Origin of the sequence: Hyphobacterium sp. (genome assembly GCF_965229905.1) — a bacterium.
In the GTDB taxonomy this organism is placed as follows: Bacteria; Pseudomonadota; Alphaproteobacteria; order Caulobacterales; family Maricaulaceae; genus Hyphobacterium.
Genome location: NZ_OZ245930.1, coordinates 1,649,171 through 1,674,567, shown reverse-complemented (window position 1 = coordinate 1,674,567; position 25,397 = coordinate 1,649,171). Strand labels below are relative to the sequence as shown.

At 63.8% G+C, this 25,397-nt stretch carries 30 protein-coding genes; 12 read left to right on the top strand and 18 right to left on the bottom strand.

Features of this window, described 5'->3' with window-relative positions:
• Nucleotides 1–65: 65 nt before the first annotated feature.
• Entirely contained in the window at nucleotides 66–1,082 is a 1,017-nt protein-coding gene (locus ACO08C_RS08495; RefSeq protein ID WP_421784863.1) for an aspartate-semialdehyde dehydrogenase, read from the bottom strand.
• Nucleotides 1,083–1,270: 188 nt separating this feature from the next.
• Between ACO08C_RS08495 and ACO08C_RS08490 the strand changes: the two genes are divergently transcribed.
• The gene (locus tag ACO08C_RS08490) at nucleotides 1,271–1,441 is read left to right on the top strand and encodes a hypothetical protein (RefSeq protein WP_421784862.1); all 171 of its coding nucleotides are present in this window, start codon (nucleotides 1,271–1,273) and stop codon (nucleotides 1,439–1,441) included.
• A 166-nt stretch (nucleotides 1,442–1,607) separates the two neighbouring features.
• On the opposite strand, the gene ACO08C_RS08485 is transcribed toward ACO08C_RS08490, so the two are convergent.
• Complete coding sequence (locus ACO08C_RS08485; RefSeq protein WP_421784860.1) at nucleotides 1,608–1,958, bottom strand: hypothetical protein; 351 nt, start codon at nucleotides 1,956–1,958, stop codon at nucleotides 1,608–1,610.
• Nucleotides 1,955–2,530 (bottom strand): hypothetical protein, encoded by a 576-nt coding sequence (locus tag ACO08C_RS08480; protein WP_421784859.1) that lies wholly within the window; start codon nucleotides 2,528–2,530, stop codon nucleotides 1,955–1,957. The genes ACO08C_RS08485 and ACO08C_RS08480 overlap by 4 nt, the downstream gene beginning before the upstream one ends.
• Nucleotides 2,531–2,792: 262 nt before the next feature.
• On the opposite strand from ACO08C_RS08480, the gene ACO08C_RS08475 reads away from it, so the two are divergent.
• Nucleotides 2,793–3,008 carry a cold-shock protein gene (locus ACO08C_RS08475; protein WP_421788676.1) on the top strand — a complete coding sequence of 72 codons (216 nt, stop codon included), beginning with the start codon at nucleotides 2,793–2,795 and terminating at the stop codon, nucleotides 3,006–3,008.
• 55 nt (nucleotides 3,009–3,063) lie between these two features.
• Here ACO08C_RS08475 and ACO08C_RS08470 read toward each other — a convergent pair whose 3' ends face one another.
• Nucleotides 3,064–3,708, bottom strand: coding sequence for a TetR/AcrR family transcriptional regulator (locus tag ACO08C_RS08470; RefSeq protein WP_421784857.1), 645 nt, complete (start codon nucleotides 3,706–3,708; stop codon nucleotides 3,064–3,066).
• Nucleotides 3,709–3,770: 62 nt separating this feature from the next.
• Between ACO08C_RS08470 and ACO08C_RS08465 the strand changes: the two genes are divergently transcribed.
• Entirely contained in the window at nucleotides 3,771–4,334 is a 564-nt protein-coding gene (locus tag ACO08C_RS08465) for a sterol desaturase family protein (RefSeq protein ID WP_421784855.1), read from the top strand.
• 296 nt (nucleotides 4,335–4,630) lie between these two features.
• Here ACO08C_RS08465 and ACO08C_RS08460 read toward each other — a convergent pair whose 3' ends face one another.
• Nucleotides 4,631–5,611 (bottom strand): glycerophosphodiester phosphodiesterase family protein, encoded by a 981-nt coding sequence (locus ACO08C_RS08460; protein ID WP_421784853.1) that lies wholly within the window; start codon nucleotides 5,609–5,611, stop codon nucleotides 4,631–4,633.
• A gap of 62 nt (nucleotides 5,612–5,673) precedes the next feature.
• Between ACO08C_RS08460 and ACO08C_RS08455 the strand changes: the two genes are divergently transcribed.
• Nucleotides 5,674–6,201, top strand: coding sequence for a hypothetical protein (locus ACO08C_RS08455; protein ID WP_421784852.1), 528 nt, complete (start codon nucleotides 5,674–5,676; stop codon nucleotides 6,199–6,201).
• Between the two features lie 61 nt (nucleotides 6,202–6,262).
• On the opposite strand, the gene ACO08C_RS08450 is transcribed toward ACO08C_RS08455, so the two are convergent.
• Nucleotides 6,263–6,478 carry a hypothetical protein gene (locus ACO08C_RS08450; protein WP_421784851.1) on the bottom strand — a complete coding sequence of 72 codons (216 nt, stop codon included), beginning with the start codon at nucleotides 6,476–6,478 and terminating at the stop codon, nucleotides 6,263–6,265.
• A 94-nt stretch (nucleotides 6,479–6,572) separates the two neighbouring features.
• Nucleotides 6,573–6,716: a hypothetical protein gene (locus ACO08C_RS08445; protein WP_421784850.1), complete on the bottom strand. Its 144-nt coding sequence runs from the start codon at nucleotides 6,714–6,716 to the stop codon at nucleotides 6,573–6,575.
• Between the two features lie 272 nt (nucleotides 6,717–6,988).
• Here ACO08C_RS08445 and ACO08C_RS08440 point away from each other — a divergent pair, with 272 nt between their 5' ends.
• Together ACO08C_RS08440 and ACO08C_RS08435 are read left to right on the top strand one after the other, a co-directional pair.
• Nucleotides 6,989–8,833, top strand: coding sequence for a transglycosylase domain-containing protein (locus ACO08C_RS08440; RefSeq protein WP_421784849.1), 1,845 nt, complete (start codon nucleotides 6,989–6,991; stop codon nucleotides 8,831–8,833).
• 83 nt (nucleotides 8,834–8,916) lie between these two features.
• The gene (locus ACO08C_RS08435) at nucleotides 8,917–10,542 is read left to right on the top strand and encodes a hypothetical protein (RefSeq protein ID WP_421784847.1); all 1,626 of its coding nucleotides are present in this window, start codon (nucleotides 8,917–8,919) and stop codon (nucleotides 10,540–10,542) included.
• On the opposite strand, the gene ACO08C_RS08430 is transcribed toward ACO08C_RS08435, so the two are convergent.
• Nucleotides 10,539–11,657, bottom strand: coding sequence for a PQQ-dependent sugar dehydrogenase (locus tag ACO08C_RS08430; protein WP_421784846.1), 1,119 nt, complete (start codon nucleotides 11,655–11,657; stop codon nucleotides 10,539–10,541). The two genes, ACO08C_RS08435 and ACO08C_RS08430, sit on opposite strands and share 4 nt — an antisense overlap.
• Before the next feature lie 60 nt (nucleotides 11,658–11,717).
• Here ACO08C_RS08430 and ACO08C_RS08425 point away from each other — a divergent pair, with 60 nt between their 5' ends.
• Nucleotides 11,718–12,176, top strand: coding sequence for a hypothetical protein (locus ACO08C_RS08425; protein ID WP_421784844.1), 459 nt, complete (start codon nucleotides 11,718–11,720; stop codon nucleotides 12,174–12,176).
• Here the strand turns inward: ACO08C_RS08425 and ACO08C_RS08420 are convergent.
• Entirely contained in the window at nucleotides 12,173–13,402 is a 1,230-nt protein-coding gene (locus ACO08C_RS08420; RefSeq protein ID WP_421784843.1) for a polyhydroxyalkanoate depolymerase, read from the bottom strand. The genes ACO08C_RS08425 and ACO08C_RS08420 overlap by 4 nt on opposite strands.
• Before the next feature lie 27 nt (nucleotides 13,403–13,429).
• Complete coding sequence (locus ACO08C_RS08415; protein ID WP_421784841.1) at nucleotides 13,430–14,080, bottom strand: SCO family protein; 651 nt, start codon at nucleotides 14,078–14,080, stop codon at nucleotides 13,430–13,432.
• 113 nt (nucleotides 14,081–14,193) lie between these two features.
• Here ACO08C_RS08415 and ACO08C_RS08410 point away from each other — a divergent pair, with 113 nt between their 5' ends.
• Nucleotides 14,194–15,507: an ActS/PrrB/RegB family redox-sensitive histidine kinase gene (locus ACO08C_RS08410; protein ID WP_421784840.1), complete on the top strand. Its 1,314-nt coding sequence runs from the start codon at nucleotides 14,194–14,196 to the stop codon at nucleotides 15,505–15,507.
• Between the two features lie 37 nt (nucleotides 15,508–15,544).
• Nucleotides 15,545–16,093: an ActR/PrrA/RegA family redox response regulator transcription factor gene (locus ACO08C_RS08405; RefSeq protein WP_421784838.1), complete on the top strand. Its 549-nt coding sequence runs from the start codon at nucleotides 15,545–15,547 to the stop codon at nucleotides 16,091–16,093.
• On the opposite strand, the gene ACO08C_RS08400 is transcribed toward ACO08C_RS08405, so the two are convergent.
• Complete coding sequence (locus tag ACO08C_RS08400) at nucleotides 16,090–16,542, bottom strand: MmcB family DNA repair protein (protein ID WP_421788674.1); 453 nt, start codon at nucleotides 16,540–16,542, stop codon at nucleotides 16,090–16,092. The genes ACO08C_RS08405 and ACO08C_RS08400 overlap by 4 nt on opposite strands.
• A gap of 79 nt (nucleotides 16,543–16,621) precedes the next feature.
• Here ACO08C_RS08400 and ACO08C_RS08395 point away from each other — a divergent pair, with 79 nt between their 5' ends.
• Nucleotides 16,622–17,017, top strand: coding sequence for a metallopeptidase family protein (locus tag ACO08C_RS08395; protein ID WP_421784837.1), 396 nt, complete (start codon nucleotides 16,622–16,624; stop codon nucleotides 17,015–17,017).
• Nucleotides 17,018–17,188: 171 nt separating this feature from the next.
• On the opposite strand, the gene ACO08C_RS08390 is transcribed toward ACO08C_RS08395, so the two are convergent.
• The 4 genes from ACO08C_RS08390 to ACO08C_RS08375 form a co-directional block, all read right to left on the bottom strand.
• Entirely contained in the window at nucleotides 17,189–17,557 is a 369-nt protein-coding gene (locus ACO08C_RS08390) for an endonuclease domain-containing protein (RefSeq protein WP_421784835.1), read from the bottom strand.
• Nucleotides 17,558–18,143: 586 nt separating this feature from the next.
• Nucleotides 18,144–19,190 carry a tRNA epoxyqueuosine(34) reductase QueG gene (gene queG, locus ACO08C_RS08385; RefSeq protein WP_421784833.1) on the bottom strand — a complete coding sequence of 349 codons (1,047 nt, stop codon included), beginning with the start codon at nucleotides 19,188–19,190 and terminating at the stop codon, nucleotides 18,144–18,146.
• The gene (locus tag ACO08C_RS08380; RefSeq protein WP_421784831.1) at nucleotides 19,171–19,836 is read right to left on the bottom strand and encodes a glutathione S-transferase family protein; all 666 of its coding nucleotides are present in this window, start codon (nucleotides 19,834–19,836) and stop codon (nucleotides 19,171–19,173) included. The genes queG and ACO08C_RS08380 overlap by 20 nt, the downstream gene beginning before the upstream one ends.
• A 31-nt stretch (nucleotides 19,837–19,867) precedes the next feature.
• Nucleotides 19,868–20,848 (bottom strand): cation diffusion facilitator family transporter, encoded by a 981-nt coding sequence (locus tag ACO08C_RS08375; RefSeq protein ID WP_421784830.1) that lies wholly within the window; start codon nucleotides 20,846–20,848, stop codon nucleotides 19,868–19,870.
• A gap of 247 nt (nucleotides 20,849–21,095) precedes the next feature.
• On the opposite strand from ACO08C_RS08375, the gene ACO08C_RS08370 reads away from it, so the two are divergent.
• Nucleotides 21,096–21,767, top strand: a complete 672-nt coding sequence (locus ACO08C_RS08370) for a hypothetical protein (RefSeq protein ID WP_421784829.1) — start codon at nucleotides 21,096–21,098, stop codon at nucleotides 21,765–21,767.
• Nucleotides 21,768–21,798: 31 nt separating this feature from the next.
• Here ACO08C_RS08370 and ACO08C_RS08365 read toward each other — a convergent pair whose 3' ends face one another.
• Nucleotides 21,799–22,359 carry a hypothetical protein gene (locus tag ACO08C_RS08365; RefSeq protein ID WP_421784828.1) on the bottom strand — a complete coding sequence of 187 codons (561 nt, stop codon included), beginning with the start codon at nucleotides 22,357–22,359 and terminating at the stop codon, nucleotides 21,799–21,801.
• A gap of 161 nt (nucleotides 22,360–22,520) precedes the next feature.
• Between ACO08C_RS08365 and ACO08C_RS08360 the strand changes: the two genes are divergently transcribed.
• Nucleotides 22,521–23,342, top strand: coding sequence for a 1-acyl-sn-glycerol-3-phosphate acyltransferase (locus ACO08C_RS08360; RefSeq protein WP_421784826.1), 822 nt, complete (start codon nucleotides 22,521–22,523; stop codon nucleotides 23,340–23,342).
• Here the strand turns inward: ACO08C_RS08360 and ACO08C_RS08355 are convergent.
• Both ACO08C_RS08355 and ACO08C_RS08350 read right to left on the bottom strand, forming a co-directional pair.
• The gene (locus ACO08C_RS08355) at nucleotides 23,339–24,196 is read right to left on the bottom strand and encodes a type II CAAX prenyl endopeptidase Rce1 family protein (protein ID WP_421784824.1); all 858 of its coding nucleotides are present in this window, start codon (nucleotides 24,194–24,196) and stop codon (nucleotides 23,339–23,341) included. The genes ACO08C_RS08360 and ACO08C_RS08355 overlap by 4 nt on opposite strands.
• 45 nt (nucleotides 24,197–24,241) lie before the next feature.
• The gene (locus tag ACO08C_RS08350; RefSeq protein WP_421784822.1) at nucleotides 24,242–25,390 is read right to left on the bottom strand and encodes a helix-turn-helix domain-containing protein; all 1,149 of its coding nucleotides are present in this window, start codon (nucleotides 25,388–25,390) and stop codon (nucleotides 24,242–24,244) included.
• Nucleotides 25,391–25,397: the final 7 nt, after the last annotated feature.

Genomic DNA, 25,397 nt, shown 5'->3' with positions numbered 1-25,397 from the left:
AAACCAAAGCTCCCGGCGCGACCCGATTATTGCGCTTCGGCGGTCACGAATTCGCGCGGCCTGTTTCAGCCGATCAGGCCGCGATTGTTCAGCGTCTCGGCGATCTGCACGGCATTCAATGCCGCCCCCTTGCGCAGATTGTCGGCCACGATCCACATCGCCAGCCCGTTTTCAACGCTCGGATCCTCGCGCACACGCGATACGAAAACGGCAAACTCGCCGACGCTTTCGACCGGCGTTACGAACCCGTCCTCCTCGCGATTATCGACCAGCATCAGGCCCGGCGACTCGCGCAGCAGATCGCGCGCCTCCTTGGCCGAGACCGGCTTTTCGAACTCGACATGCGCCGCAATGCCGTGACCGACGAAGACCGGCACCCGCACACAGGTCGCAGCCACACGGATGGACGGGTCGAGAATCTTTTTCGTCTCGTCGACCATTTTCTGTTCTTCGGCGGTCACGCCGCCTTTCAGAAGATCGCCAATGCGCGGAATGACATTGAAGGCGATCTGTTTCGAAAATTCGTTCTTCTCGACCGGATCGTTGACGAAAATGCCGCGCGTCTGGGTCCACAACTCGTCCATCGCCGCATGGCCGGCGCCGGAAACCGATTGATAGGTCGAGACCGAAGCGCGCTTGATACCGGCGAGATCGTGCAGCGGCTTGAACGCCACCATCATCTGGATGGTCGAGCAATTCGGATTGGCGACAATCCGCTTGCCCTTGGCCTGGTCGAGCGCCTGGGGATTGACTTCCGGCACCACCAGCGGCACGGCCTCGTCCATCCGCCAGGCGGACGAATTGTCGACCACCATCGCGCCGGCCGCGGTAATCTTCGGCGCCCATTCGCGTGACGCTTCGGCACCCGCCGACATTAGGACCAGATCGACCTTGGAAAAATCGAAGGTCGCGGCGTCTTTCACCTTCAGATCGCGGTCGCCATACGACACCTCGACGCCCAGCGATTTGCGGGTGGCCAGCGCGTGCACTTCGTCGGCTGGAAACAGGCGCTCATCCAGAATGGTCAGCATTTCCTTGCCGACAGCGCCCGTAGCGCCGAATACCGCGACTCTCAAACCCATGATGATTGCCTTCCTCGTCCGGACCGGTGCGGCCGGTCTATACCGTCCCGCCGCATATAGGGAGAGGGCAGGTGTGGTTTCCAGCCCGAAAATGCGCTGCCGCGCCCGCGCCGGTCATTGAACCTTTCGACGCGCCAGCCGTTCTATTTCCGTGGCCATTGCCTCACAGCAGGAAGGAGACCGCAGCCATGTTGATGAATTTCCTGATCGCCCTGGGCGTGTTTGTCCTGTTGTTCGTGGCATTCATCGCCGTCGTGGCCGCCGACATGCGCCCCTTGTCCCGCGCCAAGGCGAAACCGGCACGCCCGGAAGGCAACCGGCTCAACCCCTCCTCCAACGATCCCGTTGCCCCGAATTAGGCGCTTGCCAATCCCCCTATCCGGCCCTGGCCCAGCCGATTAAGGCTGACCGCATGAATGTCTGGATTCTTCTCGGCCTCGTTTTGAATGCGGTGATGCTGATCCTCATCCTGCTGCTGGACATGCGGCCACCGGCCATTCGCGCGGGCGGACGCAGGAAATCCCGTCAGCGCAATGAGGACTCGTCGTCCGGCGGATCATCGGACTGGCGGCGCCGGGTCCGCCACAACGCCCAGCCCGCATAGATGGCGATCGCAATGATCGCGGCAATCTCCAGAACCGACCCCCCGAACAGGGCCGGCCGCGTCAGCCCGTCGAGGCTGGCAAACTGTTGGACCCAGCTGCCTTCCAGGCGCTCGGCATCGAAACCGACGAAGACAGCCAGCCCGATAAGCACCGCGGCGACCAGCCCGGCCAGCCGCATCATCGTCGCCGGCTGCATCCCGTCGCGCGATTGCTGGCGCCGGCGCGCCTGCGAACGGTGATGGCGCTCCAGGAATCCGCGGCGCCGGTTCATTCGTCGTCCTGACGCACGGGTTCACACACGGGCACGGCTTCGGGCCCGGCCAGGGAATCCGAGCGCTCCGACCAGCAATCGCCGGTGATCGAGCAGAAGCAGACCTCCACCGGGTGACGGGTGATCATCTCCAGCAGGTCACGCGCCGACACCACATTTTCCCGCTCCACGCCATCGTCAGGTGTAGCCCGGATTTCGATCACGGTGACATCTTCGTCGGGAGAGATGGCCCGGCCCTGCGTCCAGGTCGCGCTCAGCTCAACGTCCGAGCCGCTCGGAAAGAAAGGGCGCCATTGCGCGGAATTGGGCGAAGCGAGATCGATCGCGACACCGCCATCCCCGTCCTCGATGACCGCCCGCCGGACGACCGCCGGTCCCATCCCGCGATTGGAGAACACGATCTCCAAGCCGCTGGCCGAAGGCGAGATCCCGACCTGAAGATAGGGCCAGACATCGGCATTGAGCTGATCGCGGGCCGCCCGGAGTTCCATGATCGCGATCAACAGCGCCAACGCCGAGAACAGCAGTGCGGCGCCCGAAATGCCGTATTGCAGGACGTCGTGACGGGTCATGTTTTTGGTGTCATTCGGCATGGGCTGGTCACCGTCTCTTTTCGCTCATTGCGTGCATTGCCTTTTTCGGGCATATAGCACGGGCACGGGCGGCCTGTTCAGGCCCGGCGGAAATACAAGACTGTTTTATTTGCATACCTGAGCCATCAGGCACGTAAGACTTCCGACTTTCCCCGATACAGCAAGTGCATGGTTCCCCGGGACGCCGGAGGAACACTTTGCGACGGCCGCGGACGCGCGTGCCTCTCGAGGAAGGTCCTCTATCATGGCCACAGGTACGGTCAAATTCTTCAACCACTCCAAAGGCTTCGGCTTCATCACCCCGGAAGAGGGCGGTTCGGATGTGTTCGTTCACATCTCGGCAGTCAACGCTTCCGGCCTGCCGGGTCTGGAAGACGGCCAGAAGGTCACCTTCGACACCGAGCCGGACAAGCGCGGCAAGGGTCCGAAGGCTGTGAACCTGCAATACGCAGAGTAATCACGACATCGTCATCGACGAAGACGCGGCCGCCGGGCAACCGGCGGCCGTTTTCTTATTCTGCGCCGCGAAACAGGATCGCCATGCACAAATCGATGTGATCTTCGAGCGCATCCGGGGTCAGAGGCGAGCGGCCTGTCAGCACCTCGTATTCGGGCGCAAAGGTGATCGGCAAGGATAGCGCTCCGGAGACCAGATATTTGAGATGGGCCGGATCGCCTTTCGCGATCAGGCCTTCAGCCTGCGCCGCCTCGATCAGGGCAATCGTCTGATCGCTCATTTGCCGCTGGTGGGTCTCGACCAGCCAGGTCAGCCTCGGCGATGCGGCCACACTTTCCTGGAACAGGATCCGCATATAGCGGGGCTCGGCCACTAGCGCGCGCAGGCTGGCCCGGATGACGGCCCGGAAGAAGGCCCGCCCGGACAATCCGGCGGCGGCCTTTAGCCCCTCCTCCTGGCAGGTCTGGAAGCGCGCATAGACGTGGTCGACGGCAGCTTGCCACAACTCACGCTTCGATCCGAAATGATAGACGATCAGCGGAACATTGACGCCGGCCCGCTGCGCGATATCGGGAAGCGACCCGCCATCATAGCCGCGGCCCGCAAACACGTCAGCGGCAGCTTCGAGAATGGCGCCGCGCGTTCTGGCCTTCCGGGCCGCCCTCGATGGAAGGGGCTGGACTTTTTTATTCGCTGACATACTGATCAGTCAGTAAGCTGGTTTCGGACCGGCGGCAAGGCCCTAAAGTGTCGTGGGAGGGGATGCTGGAGACGTCGAACCCGTTCATTGATTTCATGGCCGGGCCCAGCGGCTTTTGGCTGCTATTCGGTCTGTACCTGACAATGATCGCCGCTGAACGCATCGCCTATGCCTTTCAGACGCGGCATCGCTATGACACGGCCGACGCGCGCGGCAGCTTTTTTACGTCCGTCCTGTCCAGCCTGATCTCGATGGCCATTTTGGCGATTGTCCCGATCGCCCTTTATGCGTGGCTCCACGCCGAATTCCGCCTGATGTCGCCCGGCTTCGTTTGGTGGACATGGATTGCCGCCTTCATCGCCCACGACCTGGCTTATTATCTCGCTCACCGGATCGGGCACCGGACGGGATTCTTCTGGGCCATCCATCACCCGCACCATTCGTCGGAAAAAATAAACCTGACCACGGCTTCGCGCGGATTCCCCTTCGGCGATCCGCTGCAGCCCTTTTTTATCTATCCCTGGGCCCTGCTCGGCATCCCGGTCGAGGTCATCGTCATCGTGACGATCTTCAAAAATCTGTGGGGTATTTTCAATCACACACCGCTCGTCGGAAAACTGGGCTAGCTGGAGAATATTCTCGCCACGCCGTCAAACCATCGTGTCCACCATGGCCGTAACCCGCAATATATCGACAAGAATTACGGGCAGGTTCTGATCCTATGGGACAAATGGCTGGGCACTTATGAGCCGGAAGGCGAGGAGCCCGACTACGGCGTCATCGAACCCGTCACATCGAACAATCCGCTCGTGATCATCCCGGCCGGATTCGGCTGGCTTTGGCAGAAAATGCGCGCCTGTCATCGCTGGACCGACAAGCTCGCCTGCCTCTACCGCCCGCCGGAATGGACGCCGGAAAGCCGTTACAGGCCTGACATCTCGTCGCGCACCCGCACGGCGGTCGGCGGAAAATCCGTGAACACCGCATCGACGCCCAGCGCATAAAGCGCCCGTAATTCATCCTCGACACTATCGCCGACCAGCGGCGTCCGGTCGTCGCGCACGGTCCAGGCATGCACTTCGAGACCCAGCGCGTGCGCCTGCTCCAGCAAACCCGTCGACGACCCGTCCGGGTTCAGCAACAGCGCCTTGTTGGCACCGAGCCCGTCGGCGAACTGCGCGACCGCATCCAGCGGATAACCATTCATATTGCCGCCCTCTTCGTCCGGCGATGAGTACAGCATGGCCAGCCGCACCGGCGCGACCGCATTCATCCGGATCAGAAAACCGGCATCGAAAGACTGGACAACCACCGGCGCGTCCTCGGAAAATAGGCCATGGTCAAGCAGGATCTGGTTCAGGATCGGCAGCGGGTCGAGCCCCGCCGCCGCGAACTCTTCCGGGTGTTTGACTTCCGGTTCGATCGGGATGCGGCAACCGCACACCGCCTCGCGCTCGGCGACGAAGTCGAGAACCTGTTCGAAGGTCGGGATCGCGAACTGGCCGTCATAGGACGGGTCCCGATTGTCGAAAGGCTGGATCGCCCGCAAGCTCGCGATTTCGTCGGCGGTGAAATCCATCACCCACCAGTCATTCCGGCCGAACAACTCCCGCCGCCGGTCCGCGAATTCGCGCCGGCTGGCAATGTCGGTCGTTGTCGACAGATAGGCGTCGTGGCGGGCGATCAGCACCCCGTCCCCCGTCACCACCAGATCCGGCTCGATCACATCGGCCCCCTGATCGAGCGCTAATGCATAGGCTTCGATGGTATGTTCCGGGCGTTCGCCGCTCGCCCCGCGATGCGCGATCACCAGTGGCGCCTCGCCCGACAGCGTGTTCCATTCCGGCGCCTGCGAGCAGGCCGCTACTCCGACCAATCCTGCCATCACCAACCAGCGCGTCATTCGCCTCTCCCCTTCGACCGTCCGGCACGCTAGCCTGAACCTGTAACAAAAGGGAGACGGTGATGAGCACCGCCACACGTTTTGACGCTCTGGCCAAGGCGGCCGCCCGCTATGGCGAGGCCAGTTTCGACAACTATACCCTGGTGCGTTCACTGGCCGAGCGCGTGGCCACGGGTTTTTGCCGCTATCTCGGCGACAAAAAGAAATGTGTATACCTGGTGCCGCCGGAGGGGCCCTTCTCGCCAGCCGATTACGGCTCCGGCGCCTTCTCGGTCAGCGGTGGTGGCTTTCTTCCGCTCAGCGCCATCAATTTCGGCCTTGCGGTTCGCGTATCCTACACCGGCGACTGGATCCGGCTCGTTGTCTCCGCGGAGAAACAGGGACCCGACCTCGACGTGTCGATCCTCGGCGGCCGAGATTTCGCTTTCCGCCTGCCGGTCAGCGAGGAAAGATTGCAGGACTTTTTCAACCTGCTGTTCGAACATCTGACCGACTGGTTCAACGACCGCGCCGAGCATTATCTGAATGGCAGCTATGGCGGCGGAGCAATCGGGTTTGAGTTCATTCACGCTGACGAAGCCGGGGAATAATCCGGCACGGCTCAAAGCGAGCGCGATCCGCACGTCCCGGCGGTTCATCCGGGTGCAGCGGCTACAGACCGGCCGCCTGGACGGCCGCCAGTCCAGCCGATGCGGTCGCGCCCAGCAGCAGCGTGAACACGCCGCGCCGGCGGATTGCGGCACCGCCCGCATGCCAGATCGCCATAAGCAACCAGCGCGCCCCGAACACGCGAACCCCGCCGCCGACAATCAACGCCGCCAGGGCGGAAACGAGAACAAGCTGCAGATCTCCAGGAATATGGGTCATGTTGGCCTCCCCTTACGGTCAACACAGCCAACATCATGGCGCGTGAGCCGGAGCTGAAAGTCGGCTTCAGCACGCATTCATCGCACACCCGGTGTCAGCCGGTGCAATACGGCCAGTTCGGATCGCTCGGCCCGCCGCCTTCGCAGGTCGACGGCCGACCTTCATAAGGCGTGATACAGCCCGACACGGCCAGCGCGCCGGCACAGGCCAGCATCAGAACGCCAATACGCTTCAACATGATTGCCCCTCCCGCCCCCCGGCTTGGCGGAGGTTGGGAAATCGTGAAACACACGGTCGCGATTGGCAAGTGAGCGCCATGAAGATTCGCCACATTCACGCCGCCTTAACGCCGTCAGGCGATCAAGCTTTTTCCGGATACCTGCGTCTCTCGACCCGGGAAAGGATCCGCATTTGAGCCGCCCTACGCCGCCCGCACCCTGGCGCAAGCGCCAGTCCTCGCCATCACCGCGCCGCCAGCCGCCCGGCGGCGGTAAGCCGCGATTTACGTGGATGCGCGCCACTCTCTCCCTCGCCCTGATCGGCTTTTTTGTGCTGGCCGCGCTTTTTATCGCCATCACGCGCGATTTGCCGAACGTCTCGGATATCGAGCTGGCCCAGCCGCGGCTCGGCGGCGAGGTCTATCTTGACCGGGACAACCGCGTCATCGCACGCCGGGGCGCCAGCCACGGCGCGAGCCTGAGCGTCGCGGACCTGCCGCCCTATCTCGTCGATGCCGTGCTCGCCGTGGAAGACCGCCGCTTCTTCAGCCATTCCGGTATCGATCTGCGCGGCATTGCGCGCGCCATCTGGGCCAATGTGCGCGCGGGCCGCGTGGTCCAAGGCGGATCGACCATCACCCAGCAGCTCGCCAAGAACCTGTTCCTGACCCCGGACCGCACCTTTGTCCGCAAGATTCAGGAAATGGTGCTCGCCTGGCAGCTCGAACAGGCCTTCACCAAGGACGAGATCCTCGCCCTTTATCTCGATCGCGTTTACTTCGGCGCCGGCGCCTATGGCGTCGAGGCAGCCGCCCAGCGCTATTTCGGCCGCTCGGCCCGCAATGTCTCGCTCGGCGAGGCCGCGCTGCTGGCGGGGCTTCTGAAAGCCCCCTCCCGATATTCTCCCGCCACCGATCTCGATCGCGCGGCGGCCCGCGCCACCGTTGTGCTCGACCTGATGTATGAAACCGGGCGGATCAGCGAGGACGAACGTATCGAAGCGGCCCAGACGCCGGTTCGAATCGCGCGCGCCGCCTCAACGCCAGGCTCGGGCTATTTCATAGACTGGATTGAGGCAGAAGCGCGCGAACTTGCCGGCGACCGGGAAGCTGACATCGTCATCCATACAACGCTGGATATCGATGCCCAGCGGGCGGCCGAGGACGCCGTCCGGCAGATCATGACGGACCCTGACCGCGCCATGGGGGCCGACCAGGCCGCGCTGGTGGCCTTGTCCGGCGACGGCGCCATCCGCGCAATGGTCGGCGGCATCGACTATGCGACGAGCCCGTATAACCGGGCGGTGCTGTCTCAGCGCCAGCCGGGCTCGGCGTTCAAGGCATTCGTTTATGCTGCCGCTTTTGAGGGCGGTTTGCGGCCCACCGATGTGCGCAATGATTTGCCGGTCGCCTGGGGCAACTGGTCACCGCAAAACTACAATGGCGAATATTCCGGCCCGATGACGCTGGAAACCGCTTTCTCGCGCTCCTCAAATGTCGTTGCGGCCCGCATCGCCGAGGAAACCGGGCATGGTTATATCGCCCAGCTCGCCCGCCGCCTTGGGATCGAGAGCGAGATCCGGGTCGACCGCTCCATGGCGCTCGGCTCGTTCGAGGTCACACCCGTCGAACTGGCCACCGCCTTTGCCGCGTTCGCGAATGGCGGACGGCGCGCTTATGGCCACGCCATCGTCCGCATCGAAACCGTTGACGGCGAGCGGCTCTGGGAGCGCGAAGCGCCGCCGGCCGAAACGGTCATGGATCAGCGGACCCTGTCCTGGATGCGCCAATTGCTCGAAACGACAGCGCGCAGTGGGACAGCCCGGTTTGCCGCCGTTCCCGGCACGCTGACGGGGGCCAAAACCGGCACCACCAACGACAATCGCGATGCCTGGATTGCCGGCTATACGGGCGGGCTGACGGCGGCGGTTTGGGTCGGCAATGACGATTTCTCACCGACGGACCGTGCTGCGGGGTCCGGTCCGCCGGCCGCGATATTCCGCGCCTTCATGTCGGAAGCACCGCCGGAAGCGGCCGTCGCGGCGCAATGGCAGGAACCCGAAGAGGTCGCTCAGGAGCCGCGGGAATCGCGCGATCCGATCTCATCGCTGCTTTCGCGGATAGGCCTCGGCGGCTAGCCTTACCAGCGTCACTTTTCTCTGGCAGACAGTGTGCCAAGCGGTTTCAATGGCCGTGACAGATACTCAGCCAAGGATCCTCCATGAAACACGCCTTGATCATCACCGCCTCTGCCCTCGTATTGGCGGCTTGCGGCGCGGATACCGGTGAGAACGGATTCGCCACGACCGACGTCGACGAAGAAACGGCGGCCAGCGCCCTGGCGGCGTTGCACCTTGCCGAATCGGGCGAGGGCACGGTCAGCTGGGACAGCCGCAGCTTTGAGGATGGCGTCTACACCTTCACCGGCGTTGTATTCCAACTCGATGACGACGAAGATGCGGCCACACGCGAGATGAATGGCCTTGAGGCCGAACCCGAAGTGGCGCTTGCTGAAGTGATGACGCTGGCTGCGCCGCGATTTGACGCCAACGGCAATGTCATTTTCGACCAGCTGGACATCCGAGACATCACCGTCTCGGACCCGGACGGCGAAGGCGACGGAGCAATTGACCGATTCCTGGTCGAGCGTCCGAATTGGGAGATGGCGCGCGCATTCGCTCAGGGCTTTTCCGGCGATTCAATTGTTGATGCCGACGTTGACGAAGGCAGCTGGACCTACGGGCTGCTAGCCATCGAGGGTTTCCGCCTGGTCGGCAGAAACGAAGCCGAGCCCTTCACCGCATCCTTCGACCGGTTCGCGATCGAAGACCTCGCGGACTATTCAATTGGCCGTTTCGAGCTCAGCAACCTTCTGATTGAAGGCCGCAACGAGGAGGCGGGCCTGGTCCGCATCAGCCTCGCGGAAATTTCGGCCGACAATATTGGCGAAGCCATCACCTATCCGTTCACGGCGCAGATGGCGTTGGCCGGGGCGTCATTCTCGGCCGATGTGCCGAACGAGGACATCACCGCCGATATCCCGGAAATTCCGGAGGATTTCGACCCGCTCAATGGCTATGAGAACGCCACCATTCGCGGGCTCGATGCCAATGTCGGCGGCATCATTGTGACGCTAGACTCGCTGACCGCCAGCACGCGGGAAGACCGTAATGAACTGGTCTATGAGAGCGAGATGACCCCGCTCATCATCGCGCCGGACACGAATTATCCGTTCGGTGCACAGCTCGCTCTGGGCCTCGGCATGATGGGGTATCAGCAGCTCGAATTCGTCGCCGCCGGAGCTTCCGTGTACGAGCGCGACGAGGACCGGGCTTACACGACGGACGACAATTATTTCGAAATGCGCGACGGGTTCCGCGTCGAGGTCGAAAGCGACATGTCGGGACTGCTCGCCTATTCGATGGCCGCCTTGCAGGTCAATCCGGCGATGGACGAGGTCGAGCCGGACATCATGTACGACATGCTCCGCCCGTTGATGCTGAACAATTTCCTATTCCGCCTGGAAGACCTGTCCCTGCTGGATCGCGCCTTGACAGCCGGCTCGGCCGTGCAGGGCGTGCCGAAGGAAAATCTGCGCATGCAGGCCGGCGGCATGATCGCTCTGGCGACACTCGGCGCTCCGGCGGAAATTCCGCGCGAGCTCCTCGCCGAATTTTCCACCGCGATGACCAGCTTTGTTGCCGAAGGCGGAACGCTGGAATTGCGCATCGCGCCGGACCAGCCGATCAGTGTCGGCGACCTGGTGGAGGAAGCCGCGTCAGGGTCTGTCGACTACGCGGCCGCCGGGATTTCAATATCCGCAATTCCGCCGGAAGACGAAAATTAACGCGACAGCCGCAGCACCGCGCCCTGGTCGGTGAGCACGTAGACGCTGCCGTCCGGCGCGGTGCGGACATCCCGCACCCGCTGCCCGCGCTCGCCGAGATAAACACTCTGGCCGGCGGGCTGGCCGTCTTCGTCAAGATCCACAACGCGCAGATGCCCGGACTGCGTTTCGGCATCTCCGGGCCGCAAGGCCGCAATCAGCAAATCGCCATTCCATTCCGGAAACATCGTGCCGCGATGGAGTGTCATACCCGCCGGGGCGATCGAGCGATCCCAGTATAGCAAGGGCTGACGCGTGCCTTCATACGTCTCGTACGGGCTGATTATGGCGCCGGAATAATCCACGCCATAAGTCGCGATCGGCCAGCCATAATTGATGCCCGGCTCGATGATGTTGATCTCGTCTCCGCCACGCGGACCGTGCTCGTGCTGGTAGATGCGGCCGCTCTCGGCATCGTACAACAAGCCTTGCGGGTTACGGTGCCCGTACGAGTAGACGCCCGGCGCACCATTCTCGATGTCCGGATTGTCGGCGGGGACCGATCCGTCGGCATTGAGCCGGATGATCGTTCCATAGTGGTTTGAGGGATCCTGTGCCTGTTCGCGATAATCGAAGCCTTCGCCGAATCCGAACACGAAAGTGCCGTCCGGCAAAAACGTCAGGCGGCCACCATAATGGCCGCCCGTATCATTGCCGATATTCGTCGTGAAAAGGGTGTCGACATCGGTGAGCGCACCGTCAGCATAGACCGCGCGCGTCACCGACAGGCGGCTGTCGGACGCCTCGCCCGACGCATGGGTCAGATAAATCACGCCATTGCCGGCAAATTCCGGATGCAGGGCGACGTCCAGCAGCCCCCCTTGGCGGGTCACCGGAATGTCGGGCAGGCCGGACACCGGCTCCGCCTGCAAGACGCCGCCGGCAATCAGGCGCAACTGGCCCGATCGCTCGGTCACCAGCAGGTCACCATCGGGCAGGAAGGCGATCGCCCAGGGCCGGTCGAGGCCGGTCGCGACCTCTTCGATCTCGCCGCTGAAGGGCGTGTTGGCGATGCCTTCCTGGGCTACCGCCGGAACCGTCACAGCCAGGCTGCAAAGTGCCGCTCGAAACCACATGCTGTCACTCCTCCTGTATTGCGCTAGTTTGAATAGATAGGTCGGGGACGGAAATATCAAATGGCACGCTGGATCAGAACCATCTTGGCTTACGTGATTGCCGCTCTGATTGGCGGGATCGCAACCACGCTGTTGTCGACACAAGTTGTCCTGCTCTACCTCGCGGGCGCCGGTGCAGACATTCCGTTCGCGGTGCGCAATGAAGCCATGCTGGCCGATCTGACGGGATTCGCCCCCACCATCGTGGCACTGACAGCGATCGGCTTTCTTGTCGCATTGCCTGCCGCGGCGCTCATCTCCCGCTGGCTCGGAGGCTTGCGCACTGTCGGCTACGGGCTCGCCGGCTTTGCAACCATCGCCGTCATGGTCACCGCGATCGAGGTTTACTACCAGTCCGTCCTCGGCGTCGGGATCACGCCGATCGCCGCGGCGCGCGATCTCTGGGGACTTGTCGTGATGGCGCTCGGCGGCGCGTTCGGGGGCTGGACATTTGCCCTGTTAGCCCCGGCGCGCGACTAGGCTTTCCGGCCTTTTTCCACCATGAACGCCTTCATCCGCGGCGCGATATCGCGTTCGAAGCGGCTGCCATTGAACACACCATAATGGCCGACTTTCGGCTGGATCCAGTCCAGCTGGAGACCGGCCGGCAGGTTGCGGCAAAGGTCGTGAGCCGCCTGCGTCTGGCCGATACCGGAAATGTCGTCATTCTCGCCTTCAACCGTCATCAGCGCGATATCGGTGATCGCGGCCGGATCGACGATGCGTCCGCGGTGCTCGAGCAGGCCGCGCGGCAATTTGTGCTCCTGGAAGACGTCCCGGATGGTCTGAAGATAGAATTCCTCGGTCAGGTCCATGACGGCGAGATACTCATCGTAAAAGGTGCGGTGCTTGTCGGCATTGTCACCATCGCCATCGACCAGATGATTGAAGAACTGCCAGTGCGCGTCGACATGGCGTTCCCAGTTCATCTGCATGAAGCCGGACAATTGGAGGAAGCCGGGATAGACCCGGCGCAGCGCCCCTGGATAGGGCGCAGGAACGGTATGAATGGCATTGTTCTCAAACCATTCGAACGGCTTTTCTTCGGCCAGCTTGTTGGGAACCGTCGGCGACAGGCGCGCATCGATCGGCGATCCCATGAAGGTCATGGAGGCCGGCCGCAGCGGATCCTTGTCCTCGGCCATCAGCGAGATCGCCGCCAGCGTCGGCGGTCCGGGTTGGCAAACCGCGACCACATGCACGTCCTCGCCGATCGCCCGGATCATGTCGGCGACATGATCGATATAGTCGTTGAGGTCGAACCGGCGCTCATTGAGCGGCACCATCGACGCATCGACCCAGTCGGTGATGTAGACCTCGCTGTCCGGCAGGAAGGTCCGCACCGTCCCGCGCAACAGCGTAGCAAAATGGCCGGACATTGGAGCCACGAACAGAACCTTGGGCTGGCCTTTCGGCGCGCCGTCGCGGCGGAAATGCACGAGATCGCACCAGGGCGATGACCACACGGCCGCCGGGGTCACGGGCACCGTTTTGCCGTCGATTTCCGTGGCCTTGAGGTCCCATTCCGGCTTGCCGTATTTGCGGGTCATCGATTCGAACAGGTCGGCGCCCGCCGCCATGGCGCGCCCGGCCAGCGTATCGCCCACCGGATTCCACGGCGCGCGCAGCGTCCGGCGGGTCGCATTGGCCGCCGCCCGCCAGGGCGTCAGCGCCAGTCTCGAGATTTCGAACATGCTGTAGAGCATGAAATAATCCTTATTGCGTCCGCGGGACTATCCGGGGTTTTCCTCAAGGAAGTCTTGTAATCGCCGGGCCAGCTGCCCGGGCGGCGTGCCATGCGCATAGACCGAATGAAACTCGCCCTGCCGGTCCATCAGATAGATCAGCGAGGTATGGTCCATTGTGTAAGTGTCTTCCGGTGCGCCCTCTTCCAGCACGCGGCGATAGATGACGCGGTATTCCGACGCGACGGCGGCGATCTGTTCCGGCGTTCCCGTCAGGCCGGTCAGATTGTCCGGGAAGGCGTCGCTGGACACGTAGAGCGCCAATTGTTCAGGCGTATCCCGCTCGGGATCCACCGTGATCAGCATCGGCTGGAACTCGGCGCGCTGTTCATCCGGCAATTCGTCGAGCGCGGCAGCAATGACTTGCAGCGAGAACGGGCAGATGTCCGGGCAGTAAGTGAACCCGAAATAGATGAGCATGGGCCGGCCGAGGAAATCGGCTTCGGTGACAGTTGTCCCGGTCTCATCGACCAGCGTGAACGGGCCGCCAATATCCGCCCGCCCCGAGGAGGTCACCTCGCCGCTTGTCGGCTGCGGCCGGGCATCGAGCACCATCAGAATGGCAAAAACCAGAACCAGCGCGCCAAGACCGGCGGCCAGCGGCAAGACCCAGATCGGTAGTCCTTGACCCTGTTTCAAACACGACTCCAAGAAATGGCGTTGCAGACCATGGCCCCGATACCGTCATTGTGCAATGCAGCGAAGTGCAATCTTCTGGCCGATCCGGGGACAATGCGGATATAGGTCAAATCATGCAGACCGCCTATGATTTGACCCAGGACGCACCGCCACCCGGCGTCGCCCCCTTCTTCGGCCGGATCCGCCTGCGCACGCTGATCGTCCTGCGCTGGCTCGCCGTCCTCGGCCAGGGCAGCACATTGCTGTTTGTCAGCCTCGTTCTCGGTTTCGAACTGCCCCTCGCTCTGTGCGGACTGGTCGTCGCCGCCAGCGCCTTCCTCAACATCGCCCTGATCGCGACACGCGACATCCAGAAGCTCGCCTCGCACCATGAAGCCTTTGTCCAGCTCGGATTCGACGTCTTCCAGCTTGCCCTTCTGCTGATGCTGACCGGCGGCCTGGAGAACCCTTTCGTGGTCATGATGGTGGCGCCGGTCACGATTGGTGTCGCGGCGCTGCCGCCGCGTTACGCGCTCGGTCTTGCCGGCGTCGGACTGATCGGCATGGCCGCCATGGCGGTATTCGCCCTGCCCCTGCCCTGGCGCGCCGGCGAACAGCTCGACCTGCCGCCGCTCTACGTCGCCGGGCTCGGAGCGGCCTTTGTGATCGCCGTTGCCTTTACGGCCGCCTACGCCTGGCGTATCGGCCGCGAAGCCAAGCGCATGGGCGCGGCCTTGGCCGCCACGCAAGCCATTCTCGCCCGCGAGCAAAAGCTCTCCGCCGTCGGATCGCTGGCCGCCGCGGCGGCCCATGAACTGGGTACGCCGCTCGCCACCATCCAGCTGACCGCTAAGGAAATGGCTCGCGAGATCGGCGACGGTCCGCTCAAGGAAGACGCCGGTCTGCTGGTCTCGCAATCCTTGCGCTGCCGCGAAATCCTCACCCGCCTGTCGGCCCAGCGCGAAGCGCACGACAAGATGCATGACCGCATCGCCTTGAAAGACGCACTCGACGAGATCTGCGGCCCGCTGCGCGGTCTGGGCGCGTCCATCACCATCCGCCTCGAGGGCGATGAACCGCCGCCGGTCCTCGGCCGTCAGCCGGAATGGCTCTACGGCCTCGGCAATCTTGTCGAAAATGCAGTGGAATTCGCGAGAGGCCGGGTCGTTATCGAGGCCGGCTGGACCCAGAACGAGCTGACCATCACGCTGAATGATGACGGGCGCGGCTTTGCCCCCGATGTGCTCGGCCGGATCGGCGAACCCTATATTTCCAGCCGCAATGGCGAGGTTGGCGGCGGCCTCGGTCTCGGCACCTTCATTGCCATCACCATGATCGAACGCCTGGGCGGTTCGGCCCGCTTTGCCAATGGCGGCGAACTCGGCGGCGCGCTGGTCCGCGTGAGCTGGCCGCGAAACCGGGTGGAAGCCGTCCCGGAACCGGACTAAATAAAATAAGCGTGAAAGAGGGAAATGAGCCGAAAGCATGACCGAAACCGACCTTGATCTGCCGGACGACAAATCACTTCTGATTGTCGACGACGACGCGCCGTTTCGCACCCGTTTGGGCCGCGCCATGACCAGTCGCGGTTTCATTGTCTCCGCCGTCGGCACCGTCAGCGAAGCGATGGAAATCGCGCGCGGCAATCCGCCGGCCTTTGCCGTGGTCGATCTCCGCCTGGAAGATGGCGACGGGCTCGACGTGGTCCGGGCTCTCCATGCTTCGCGCGACGATTGCCGCGCCGTCATGCTCACCGGCTATGGCAATATCGCAACCGCGGTCGCGGCCGTGAAATCCGGGGCCATCGACTATCTCGCCAAGCCGGCCGACGCCGACGATGTGGTGAAAGCGCTTTTGTCGCCCGGCGACAAGCCGGCGCCGCCGGACAATCCGATGTCGGCCGATCGCATCCGCTGGGAACACATCCAGCGGGTTTTCGAACTGTGCGATCACAATGTCTCGGAAACCGCCCGCCGGCTCAACATGCACCGCCGGACCCTGCAGCGCATCCTCGCCAAGCGCGCCCCGCGCTAAAGTTCGCCCACGCGGCCCAGCCGTTCCGCAGCCGTGCGCGCGAACCGCAGCATCACCGATTTGCGCCGCGCTGCGTTGATCGGATCGTGCGGGCTTTCGCGCACGATGGCCGCGCCGAACCCGTCCGCCACGATCAGCCCGGCCTGCTCGGGAATGACGGTATGGGGAAACCGGTCGGAGACCGCGAAATACAGCCGGTCGCACCAGCCCCAATATTCCATCCATTTCGTATCGGCACGAAAATCGGCCATGCCCGACTTGATCTCGACGACCGTCATTTCGCCCTTCGGACCGAGCGCGAACAAATCCGCCCGGCGGCCGGTCCTCAAGGAAAACTCCGGAATCGCCGTATACCCCATATCATAGAGCAGCCGCGCCGCGCCGCGCGCCAGGAGGCGGGCGTCGTCGATCGACGGATTATCGTTCGAGGCCAGCGCGTGCGGGTCCATGCCGGGCACAATGTTCCACTTGTGTTCCGAAATCAAGGCGGGCTCTGGATTTCATCTCCTCTGTGACCATTTAAGAGCGATGCGCCACCTCCCCGATATCGATCAGTTCGCCGGCCTCGCCGAAGAGGCGTTCAACGATCTTCCGCCGGGCTTCCGCAATATGTGCGGCAATCTCTCGATCCGCGTCGCCGACTTTGCCGACCGTGAGACGCTCGATCATTTCGGCATGACCGATCCCTATCAATTGTCCGGCCTCTATCACGGCGTCGATCTGACCCAGAAATCGGTCGGCGATCCGGTCGCCTTCCCGGACCAGGTCTGGCTCTACCGCAAGCCGATCCTCGCCGAATGGGCCGATCGCGGCGACGTCTCGCTGAAATTCCTCATCGCCCATGTCCTGGTGCACGAGATCGGCCACCATTTCGGCCTCTCCGACGCGGACATGCACGCCATCGAAGACGCGGCGGAGTCCTGATTGGAGCCTTCGCCATCCCGGACGCGTCAGCGATCCGGGACTCATTCCGGAACGGCAACGACAGAGTATTTCCCCTCCCCACAAGGGGGAGGGGAAAGTGTTGGCGATGTTGGCATGTTTTCCCCTCCCCTTGATGGGGAGGGAAGACCGCGAAGCGGTCAGGGTGGGGTGTCAGCGCGAACGTGTATCCTGTTCCTGCCGACGGCGCCTGTCCGACACCGCCGCATGAATACCCTCCAGAACGCCGTCCAGATTCTCTCGGACATCGACATTCCAGACGCGAAGCACTTCATAGCCCTGACGGCGCAACCAGGTGTCCCGCCTAATGTCCTTTAGCCGATTGCGGCTCCATCCATGCTGACCACCGTCGATCTCGATCACGAGCCGGTATCTGTGGCAAACGAAATCGACGATGTACCTGCCAATCGGCGCCTGCCGCCGGAAGTGGAATCCCTGCTCCCGCCAGCCGCGCAATGCGTACCAGATCAGACGCTCATGGTCGGTCATGGAATTGCGGAGGCGTTGGGCACAGCTGATCATACGCAACCTTAGCACGAGAATTATGTTTCCCCCACCCCTACCCCTCCCCACAAGGGGGAGGGGAAAGTGTTGGCGATGTTGGCATGTTTTCCCCTCCCCTTGATGGGGAGGGAAGACCGCGAAGCGGCGCTTTCGCGCCCTTGACTTGAAAAACCGGCGCCGAAAACCATCTCGGCAAGGGAATGGAAGGCTATTTGGGTGCGCGGGACGTAGAACCCCTCACCCGGTCGCTCATCGCAAGGCGATTTCGCGCCCCTCCCTCTCCCCTTTCAAAGGGGAGAGGGAAGAGGAAGGCGGCCAGCCAATGGCCGGCTTTCGAGGTGAAGGGAAACTGTTTCCGTCTTCGTCATCCCGGACAGGCTTTAGCCTGATCCGGGACCCATTCCGGAACGGTGACGATACGGCATGGGTCCCGGGTTCTCGCTGACGCTCACCCCGGGATGACGAAACTGAAAACCTCAAAGAAGATACCGCCTCCCTCCGGTTTAACCGGAGGGTCTCATGAAGACGGATGACCTTGGAGATGCTCCGGTCAAGCCGGAGCAAGACGGGTTTTCTGGACGCTCTTCAATCGCTGAGCCCCACATCAATCCGTCGCGACCCCCAACTCACCCGCCGCCCAGTCGGCCGCCTCGGCGACCACGGGATCGGGATCGGAGCGCAGCCCCTCGACCAGCGGCCGCAAGGCCGCATCGCCTGAATTTCCCGCCGCGATCAGGCAGTTCCGGACAAAGCGGTTGCGGCCGATCCGCTTGATCGGCGAGCCCGAAAACAGTCTCCGGAACCCCGCATCGTCCAGCGTCAACAGCTCGGCCAATGGTGGCCGTTTCAGATCCTCGCGGGCCTGCAGCTTGGCCTCCGCCGACGTCTTCGCGAACTTGTTCCACGGGCAGATGGCGAGGCAGTCGTCGCAGCCATAGATGCGGTTGCCCATGGCCTTGCGAAATTCCTCCGGGATCGGGCCGGCATGTTCGATGGTGAGGTAGGAAATGCAGCGCCGCGCATCGAGCTGGTAGGGCGCCGGAAACGCATCCGTCGGGCAGATGTCGAGACAGGCCCGGCACGCGCCGCAATGATCCTGCCCCGGCGCATCGGCCTCTAGCGCCGCCGTGGTCAGCATCACACCCAGGAATAGCCAGGAGCCGTGCGCGCGCGACACCAGATTGGTGTGCTTGCCCTGCCAGCCGAGCCCCGCCTTCTCCGCCAACGGCTTTTCCATCAGCGGCGCGGTGTCGACAAACACCTTCACCTCCGCGCCGGTCTCGCGCGCGAAGGCCTGGGCCAGCTGTTTCAGCCGGCCCTTCATCACGTCGTGATAGTCGCGATGGCGGGCATAGACGGAGATATTGCCGGTCGACTTCGCCTTCAGGTCTTCGAGCGGATCCGAGTCCGGCCCGTAATTCATGGCCACGACCAGTGCGGATTTCGCCTCCGGCCACATATTGGTGGGCTGCTTGCGGCGCTCCAGCGTCGTTTCCATCCAGCCCATCGTGCCGTGACGGCCGGCCTCGACGAAGGCCTCCAGCCGCCCGGCGGCGTCCCAGGCTTCATCGGCGCGGCAGACCCGCACGGCCTCGAAGCCGAGGCCCTGTGCCAGGGCGGCAAACCGCGATTTAGAAGTCGAGATCGTCATAATGCTTGGCCGGCGGCAGGCCCGGCAAACGGTCGGCCAGCAAGCCGCGGAAAGCCGGCCGGCACTTGATCCGCGCATACCAGTTCTTCACCGGCGCGAACTCGTCAAACGGCACGTCGCCCAGATAATCCGCGCAGGACAGGTGTGCCGCGGCGATGATGTCGGCCAGCGTGAAGCGCGGGCCGGCCAGACCTTCGCGCTCGTCTAAGAGGCCGGACAGGTAATCCATGTGCCAGCGCAGATGGTCGCGCCCGTCGCGGATCGCCTGCGGGTCGGGCGCGCCGAGCGATTGCGCCCGCTTTTCCAGCTTTTCGTGCAACAGATAGGCGTTGACCTCGCCATTATACTTGCCGTCGAACCAGCCGATCAGCCGCCTGACCTCGGCGCGCTCCACCGCCCCGCGCGGCATCAGCGGCTGGCCGGGATAGGCTTCTTCGAGATATTCGAGCACCGGCGCGACCTCGGCAATGGTCGCACCATTGTCTTCCAGCACGGGCAGGCCGCCGGCCGGATTCAGCCGGAACAGCGGCTCGGCCCGCAACCACGGCCGGGCCTCTTCCAGATCGACATCGAGCCCCTTCTCGGCCAGGGCGAGGCGCGCAGCGCGGGACGCCGGATCGAGCGGCCAGTGGTGAAGAATACGCATGGCGGCAGGCTAGGGCGATTTCGCGCCGGGATTAAGCGTCTTTGACCGCTTCATCATCCTTTTCCGCCTGCAGGAAGGCGAGCCCGTGCGGTTCGGCTTTTCCATGCGGATCGGGATGGATGATGATGTCGGCGGCCGGATACTCGGCCTGCAGGCGGCGCTCCGCGGCGACGACGATTTCGTGCGCCGCTTCCAGCGTCAGTTTCGGATCGAGACCCATGTGCAGCTGGATATGGATCAGCGGCCCTGCCGCCCGGGTCCGCAACTGGTGCACGTCGATAATCCGGTCATCGTCTTCGGCGATCGCCTGGATTTTCGCGCGCTCGGCATCCGGCAATTCGCGGTCGAGCAGGTGATCGAGGGCGCCGCGCGCCACCTGCCAGGCCGACCAGAACAGCCAGAGCGCCACCGCGGCGCCGACGATGGGGTCGGCCACGGGCAGCGCCAGGAATGTCGCCGCCGCAACGCCGGCAATGACCGCCAGATTCGAGGCCAGGTCGGCCGTATAGTGGGCGCGGTCGCCGGCCACCGCCACCGATCCGGTTTTCTTCACCGCCCGCGTCTGGAACCAGATCAGGCCGGCCGTCAGCACAATGGACAGCACCATCACGCCGATCGCCCAGCCGCCATTGGTGATCTCGCGCGGCTCGACATAGTGTTGCCAGGCTTCGCGCAACAAGAGACCGGCGGACAGGGCCACAAACAGCGACTGCAGGAAGCTGGCGAAGGCCTCCGCCTTGCCATGCCCGAACCGGTGCTCGCGGTCCGCAGGCTCGGCGGCGAACCGGATCGCGAAGAAGGTGATCAGCGACGCCACCAGATCGAGCGCCGAATCGGCGAGTGACGCCAGAATCGCTACCGATCCCGACATCCACCAGGCCGCCAGCTTGGTCACCACCAATATGGTCGCGACCGAAACCGAGAAAGCGGTGGCCTGCCCGGTGATGCGGCGCGCCTCTTTCGGAGCGAGACGGCCGGGCCCGGCATCGTGGAGCGCATGATCGTGCGGCATGGCCGTCTTATGACGTGAAGTGTTTTGCAGCGTCAAACATCATGTTTGCGACGGATTATGAAACGCAGCCGCGTTGCTTATGTGCTGGCCGGGTGGCTGCAAGGGAAAGGATGTCCCCGATCCCCGCCCTTTCCCAACCGGTCCTTTTTGCGAAGGCCTGTCTCCCTGACGCGCCCGCCCGGCCAGCACGATTCACCACAGACTTATGGCTTGCGCCCGTCCGGTTGGTGAGGTGAATATGCGCGCCATGAAACACGCACTTCCGATCCTCGCCGCTTCCATTCTCCTGGCCGCCTGCGGCAGCGTCGATGATGACAGCACCTTCCGCGGCGGCGCCGGTGGCGATGCCGCGTACGGGCGGGGCCTGCAAGCACTGGAACGCGGCGATGCCGCCGAAGCCCACGACTTTTTCGCCTGTGCCGCCGAGTTTGGCGGCGGCTATGAAGTCGCCTGGTATTATGCCGGCACGACAGCGCTGGAGGTCGCGCGCGCGGGCGGCGAGAATGCCGACACCTACCGCGAAACCGGCGAGCATTATCTGACCCGCTCGGGCGAGGCTGGCTGGGGCGCATCGCAGGCCGCTCTGGCCCGCCATTATCACGCGATCGGCAATGATGCGCTCGCCGCCTACTGGGCGCTGCTCTACACCAATAATGTCCGCGAGATCTCACTCGGCCTGACGCGCATGGATGACGAGACCATTCTCGAAATCCGTGACGCTGTGACCGACGAGCAATTGGCGGACGCAGAGTTGAACGCCGCCCGTTTCGTGCCGGAACCGCTGCCCATCGGCCGGCCCAGCGCAGAATGCGCCGACGCCATCCGGAGCGACCGGCTGCAGCGTCCGGACCGTGTCCGCGCGCCGATCCGCCCGCAGCGCCAGGGCCCGCCGCAACGCCCGGGTCAGCAGCCTTACTAGTCAACGGTTTGCCAGACAGTCTCGGCGCGAATCAGAAACCGCCGGTGCGCCGGAAGACGGCGACATCGCCCGCAATCACTTCATCGAGGCGCCACGCCATGTCGTGGCTCATCTGATTGAACAGCGTTTTGCCGTGCGCCGTCGTCAGCCCGTCGAGATACACCGTACCGCCACACCGGACACGGCCCTTGGCGTGACGGTAATGCGCGGCCAGAACGGCCAGCGACGCCGTCTTGGCCAGCCACACCGAATCCACCTCCCCCGAAACCATTGACGCGCCGACGCTTGGAAACAGGCGCAACCGGTTTGCAGGGCAGCCACGCAGCTGACAGATCGACTCAACCCGGTCGGCCGCGCCCGCATCGGCCACCAGATTGACGAACGCGCCGCGGTCCAGAAAGGCTGCCGCCGTCGCGCCGTCTTCCCCCAGCAGCAACACCTTGTCGCCCGGCTGAGCGCTGTCGCCGAGAAAGTCCTCAAGCGCCACGTCCAGCGGCCCGCGGCGGCGCAGCGCCCGGCGCTGAATCTTGCGGATCGGCGCGGTCAGACGCGACAACAGTGACGGGGACTGCGCGGTATCAATGGCGGCCATAAGCGTTCCAATCGTGAACAGTGCGTTAAGACTGGAACATTCCCCCGCAAGGCGAGTGCCAAAGCTTGCCAACAGGTTAATGCGGGTGCCGCTTGCACCTTTTTGCGGGCCGGAGTGATCTGTGCGAGATGGACTATGCCTATGAGCCGCCGGATAACGATATGAGCCGGCACATTGTCGACCGGCTGATCGAGGAGCGCGCGCCCAAGCTGCGCCAGCGCGAACGCGTCTGGTCGGCGATTAAGACGGTCGGCTTCCCGGCGCTGGGCTACCGGAAGGCCGTCGCGATAGCGGATGCCATTGCCGGGCGCTCCGGCAGCGACACGCTGCGATGGGTCAGCGATTATCTCTATCTGCGGCCGGTGCCCGAAAACCTCGAAGTCGTCCCGGAATCCGGCGGCTGTGTGATCATCGCCAACCATCCCGGCGGCATCGCCGACGGTGTCGCGGTCTGGGACGCGCTGCGCGAACACCGCCCCGATGTCTGCTTTTTCGCCAATCGCGACGCACTGCGCGTCAGCCCCGGCCTGTCAGACCTCATCATCCCGGTCGAATGGCGGCAAAACCATCGCAGCCGCGAGAACGCCCGCGAAACGCTGCGCGCTGCCCTCGAAGCCTTCAAGTCCGGGCGCTGCGTGGTGATCTTCCCGGCCGGCCGCATGGCGGAATGGAACTGGAAAAGCTGGAAACTGGTCGAGAAGCCCTGGATGCCGACCGCCGTCAGCTTTGCGCGCCGGTTTGGCCAGCCGATCATCCCGCTCGGTGTCCGTCAGCGCATGCCGGTCTTGTATTACGCGCTCGCCCAGATCCACACCGAGCTGAAGGACATGACGGTCTTTCAGGGCTTTATCGGCAAGAAGGGCGCACACTACCCGCTGCGGTTCGGTGAGCCGATCGATCCGAAATCACTGCCCGAGGATGAGGCCGCCGCCACGGCGATCATCCGCGAACGGTGTGAGGCCCTCGCCTGGCAGCGCGGCTAGCCCCGCCGCCGCGACGCCAGCCAGGCGATCGCTACAAGCCCCGGAATCCACAATAGCCCGACGAATATCCAGATCTGCAGCGATGAGCCGCTGAACACCGGGAAAATCTGCCAGGCTTCGCCCCACGCATTAAAGCCCTGGTGCAAGACATGCACGACCAGCACGCTGCCCGCGGCACGGTTGAACAGGGCGCCCATGAGGAAGCCGATCGGCACGACCATCGCGATGAATGGCAACAGGCCATAACCGGCCGGATGCCCGCTGGGCATGGCAAACAGCGGCAGGTGAAACACCAGCCAGACCAGCGTCAGCACCGCATTGGCGCTCAGTGGCGACAGCCGCGCTTGCAATTGCGGCAGCGCATAGCCGCGCCAGGCGATCTCCTCGGTATTGAAGACCAGGTAGAATAGGCCGATCTGTCCGGCACTGACCAGCACGGCCGGCCACAGCGCGGGGGCGCTGGCCGTATCCTCCGTCAATCCGGACAGCGGCCAGACCGCCGCGGCGATGAGCGCCGGCAGCGCCAGCACACCCAGCCACAGCGCGGGGTGGACGTCGACGTGGAAGGCCCGTTTCAGAAATCGCCAGAGCCCGCCCGGCCCGTAATTCCAGATGATTGCGAGGATGGCCGCTGCCAATGGCCCGAACAGCATCAGCAGGGTCAGTGGCGCGAGGCCCGGAGACCACAGATCCACGGCCCAGTCTGCGCCCGCCGCGGCGTGCGATTGCACCAGCACAGCGCCGGCGCCCGTCCAGGACAGGAGAAAGGCGAGCGCAAAAAAGCCGGTCAGGCGGAGCGCCCGGCGATGGCGCGCCGGTTCCGCGCGGACAATTCCATTCTCGACAACAAGCATGATAGCACCTCCGGAAGAGGGGTGCGGTCTGCCTGTTTTGCGCGCCTATGTCGTTCGCGGACGCGTATGCGAACGTTCGGCCCGCCAGGCCGAGGGCGTCAACCCGGTCTCGCGCCGGAAAGCCTTGGCGAAGGAGGATTTCGAGGAAAACCCGCTGTCATGCATCGCCATGGTGATGGACAGGCCCGGATCCTCCCGCAGGCGGTCCTTTGCTTCGCGCACCCGCCAGCGCGCCACGAACTCGTAGAAGGACAGGCCGTGCGCCCGGTTGATCACCTGCGACAATTCCCGACCGGTCATCGGCAGCTCGCGGGCCAGCGCCTCCAGCGTCAGCTCCGGCTCAAGATGGGGACGCACCGCCGCCATGTGCGCCTCGAGCGCGGCCGTCAGCTCGGTCAGCTGGGCGTCCTCCAACCGGTGCTCGCCATATTTTTCAGGCGACAGCGCACCCGAATCCAGCGGCACCGCCGTGTCCAGGCTGCGAAAGGCCGACAGGATGAAATAGACGCCAAGCGCCAGACTGCCGGCCATCAACAGCGCCATTAAAAGCCATGACAGGCCGGCGACCGGCCAGATATGCACCACGGCATAGTGCGCGAGGCTGAGAACCGCGCTGCCGAAGAGGCCGGTCAGCGAAACGGCCAGCCAGCGCAATTCCCGCCCGTCACTGGCCGAACGCGTCGCTTGCGCACCTTTCTCATAGCGCCAGGCCAACAGCAGGGTGAGCGACAAATAGACCAGCGGATAGGCGAAGATCACCAGCACGAAACCCGGTGCGTCGAGCCAGCTGCCGCTGGCCTGCCCGGTCGCGACCGCGATCCGGACCGCCTCGGGCTGGAGGTGAAACTGCCAGGCCACCAGCCCGGCAATGATCAAGAGTGGCAGGAAATGCAGCACTGCGGCGGGGCGCAACGCGAATCCCGCCACGGCCAGAGACCGCGCAAACAGATAGAGCACCGGCGCGGCTGCCAGGCCCAGCGTATTGCCGATGAACAAAAGCCGCGGTTCAATCAGCGCCAGCCCGCTGTCGGCAATGACGATGTTGGCAAGCGGCAAGCTGAACAGGACGAGAAAGACCGCAAACAGGGCGCGGCGAAGCCGGTTGCGGCCGGGCTGTAGCATCGTCAGCAGCGCCAGTACGATGAATAATACGGCACCCGCCGCCGCAAACAGGCTCGCGGGTCCGAACGTCATCGCCTGC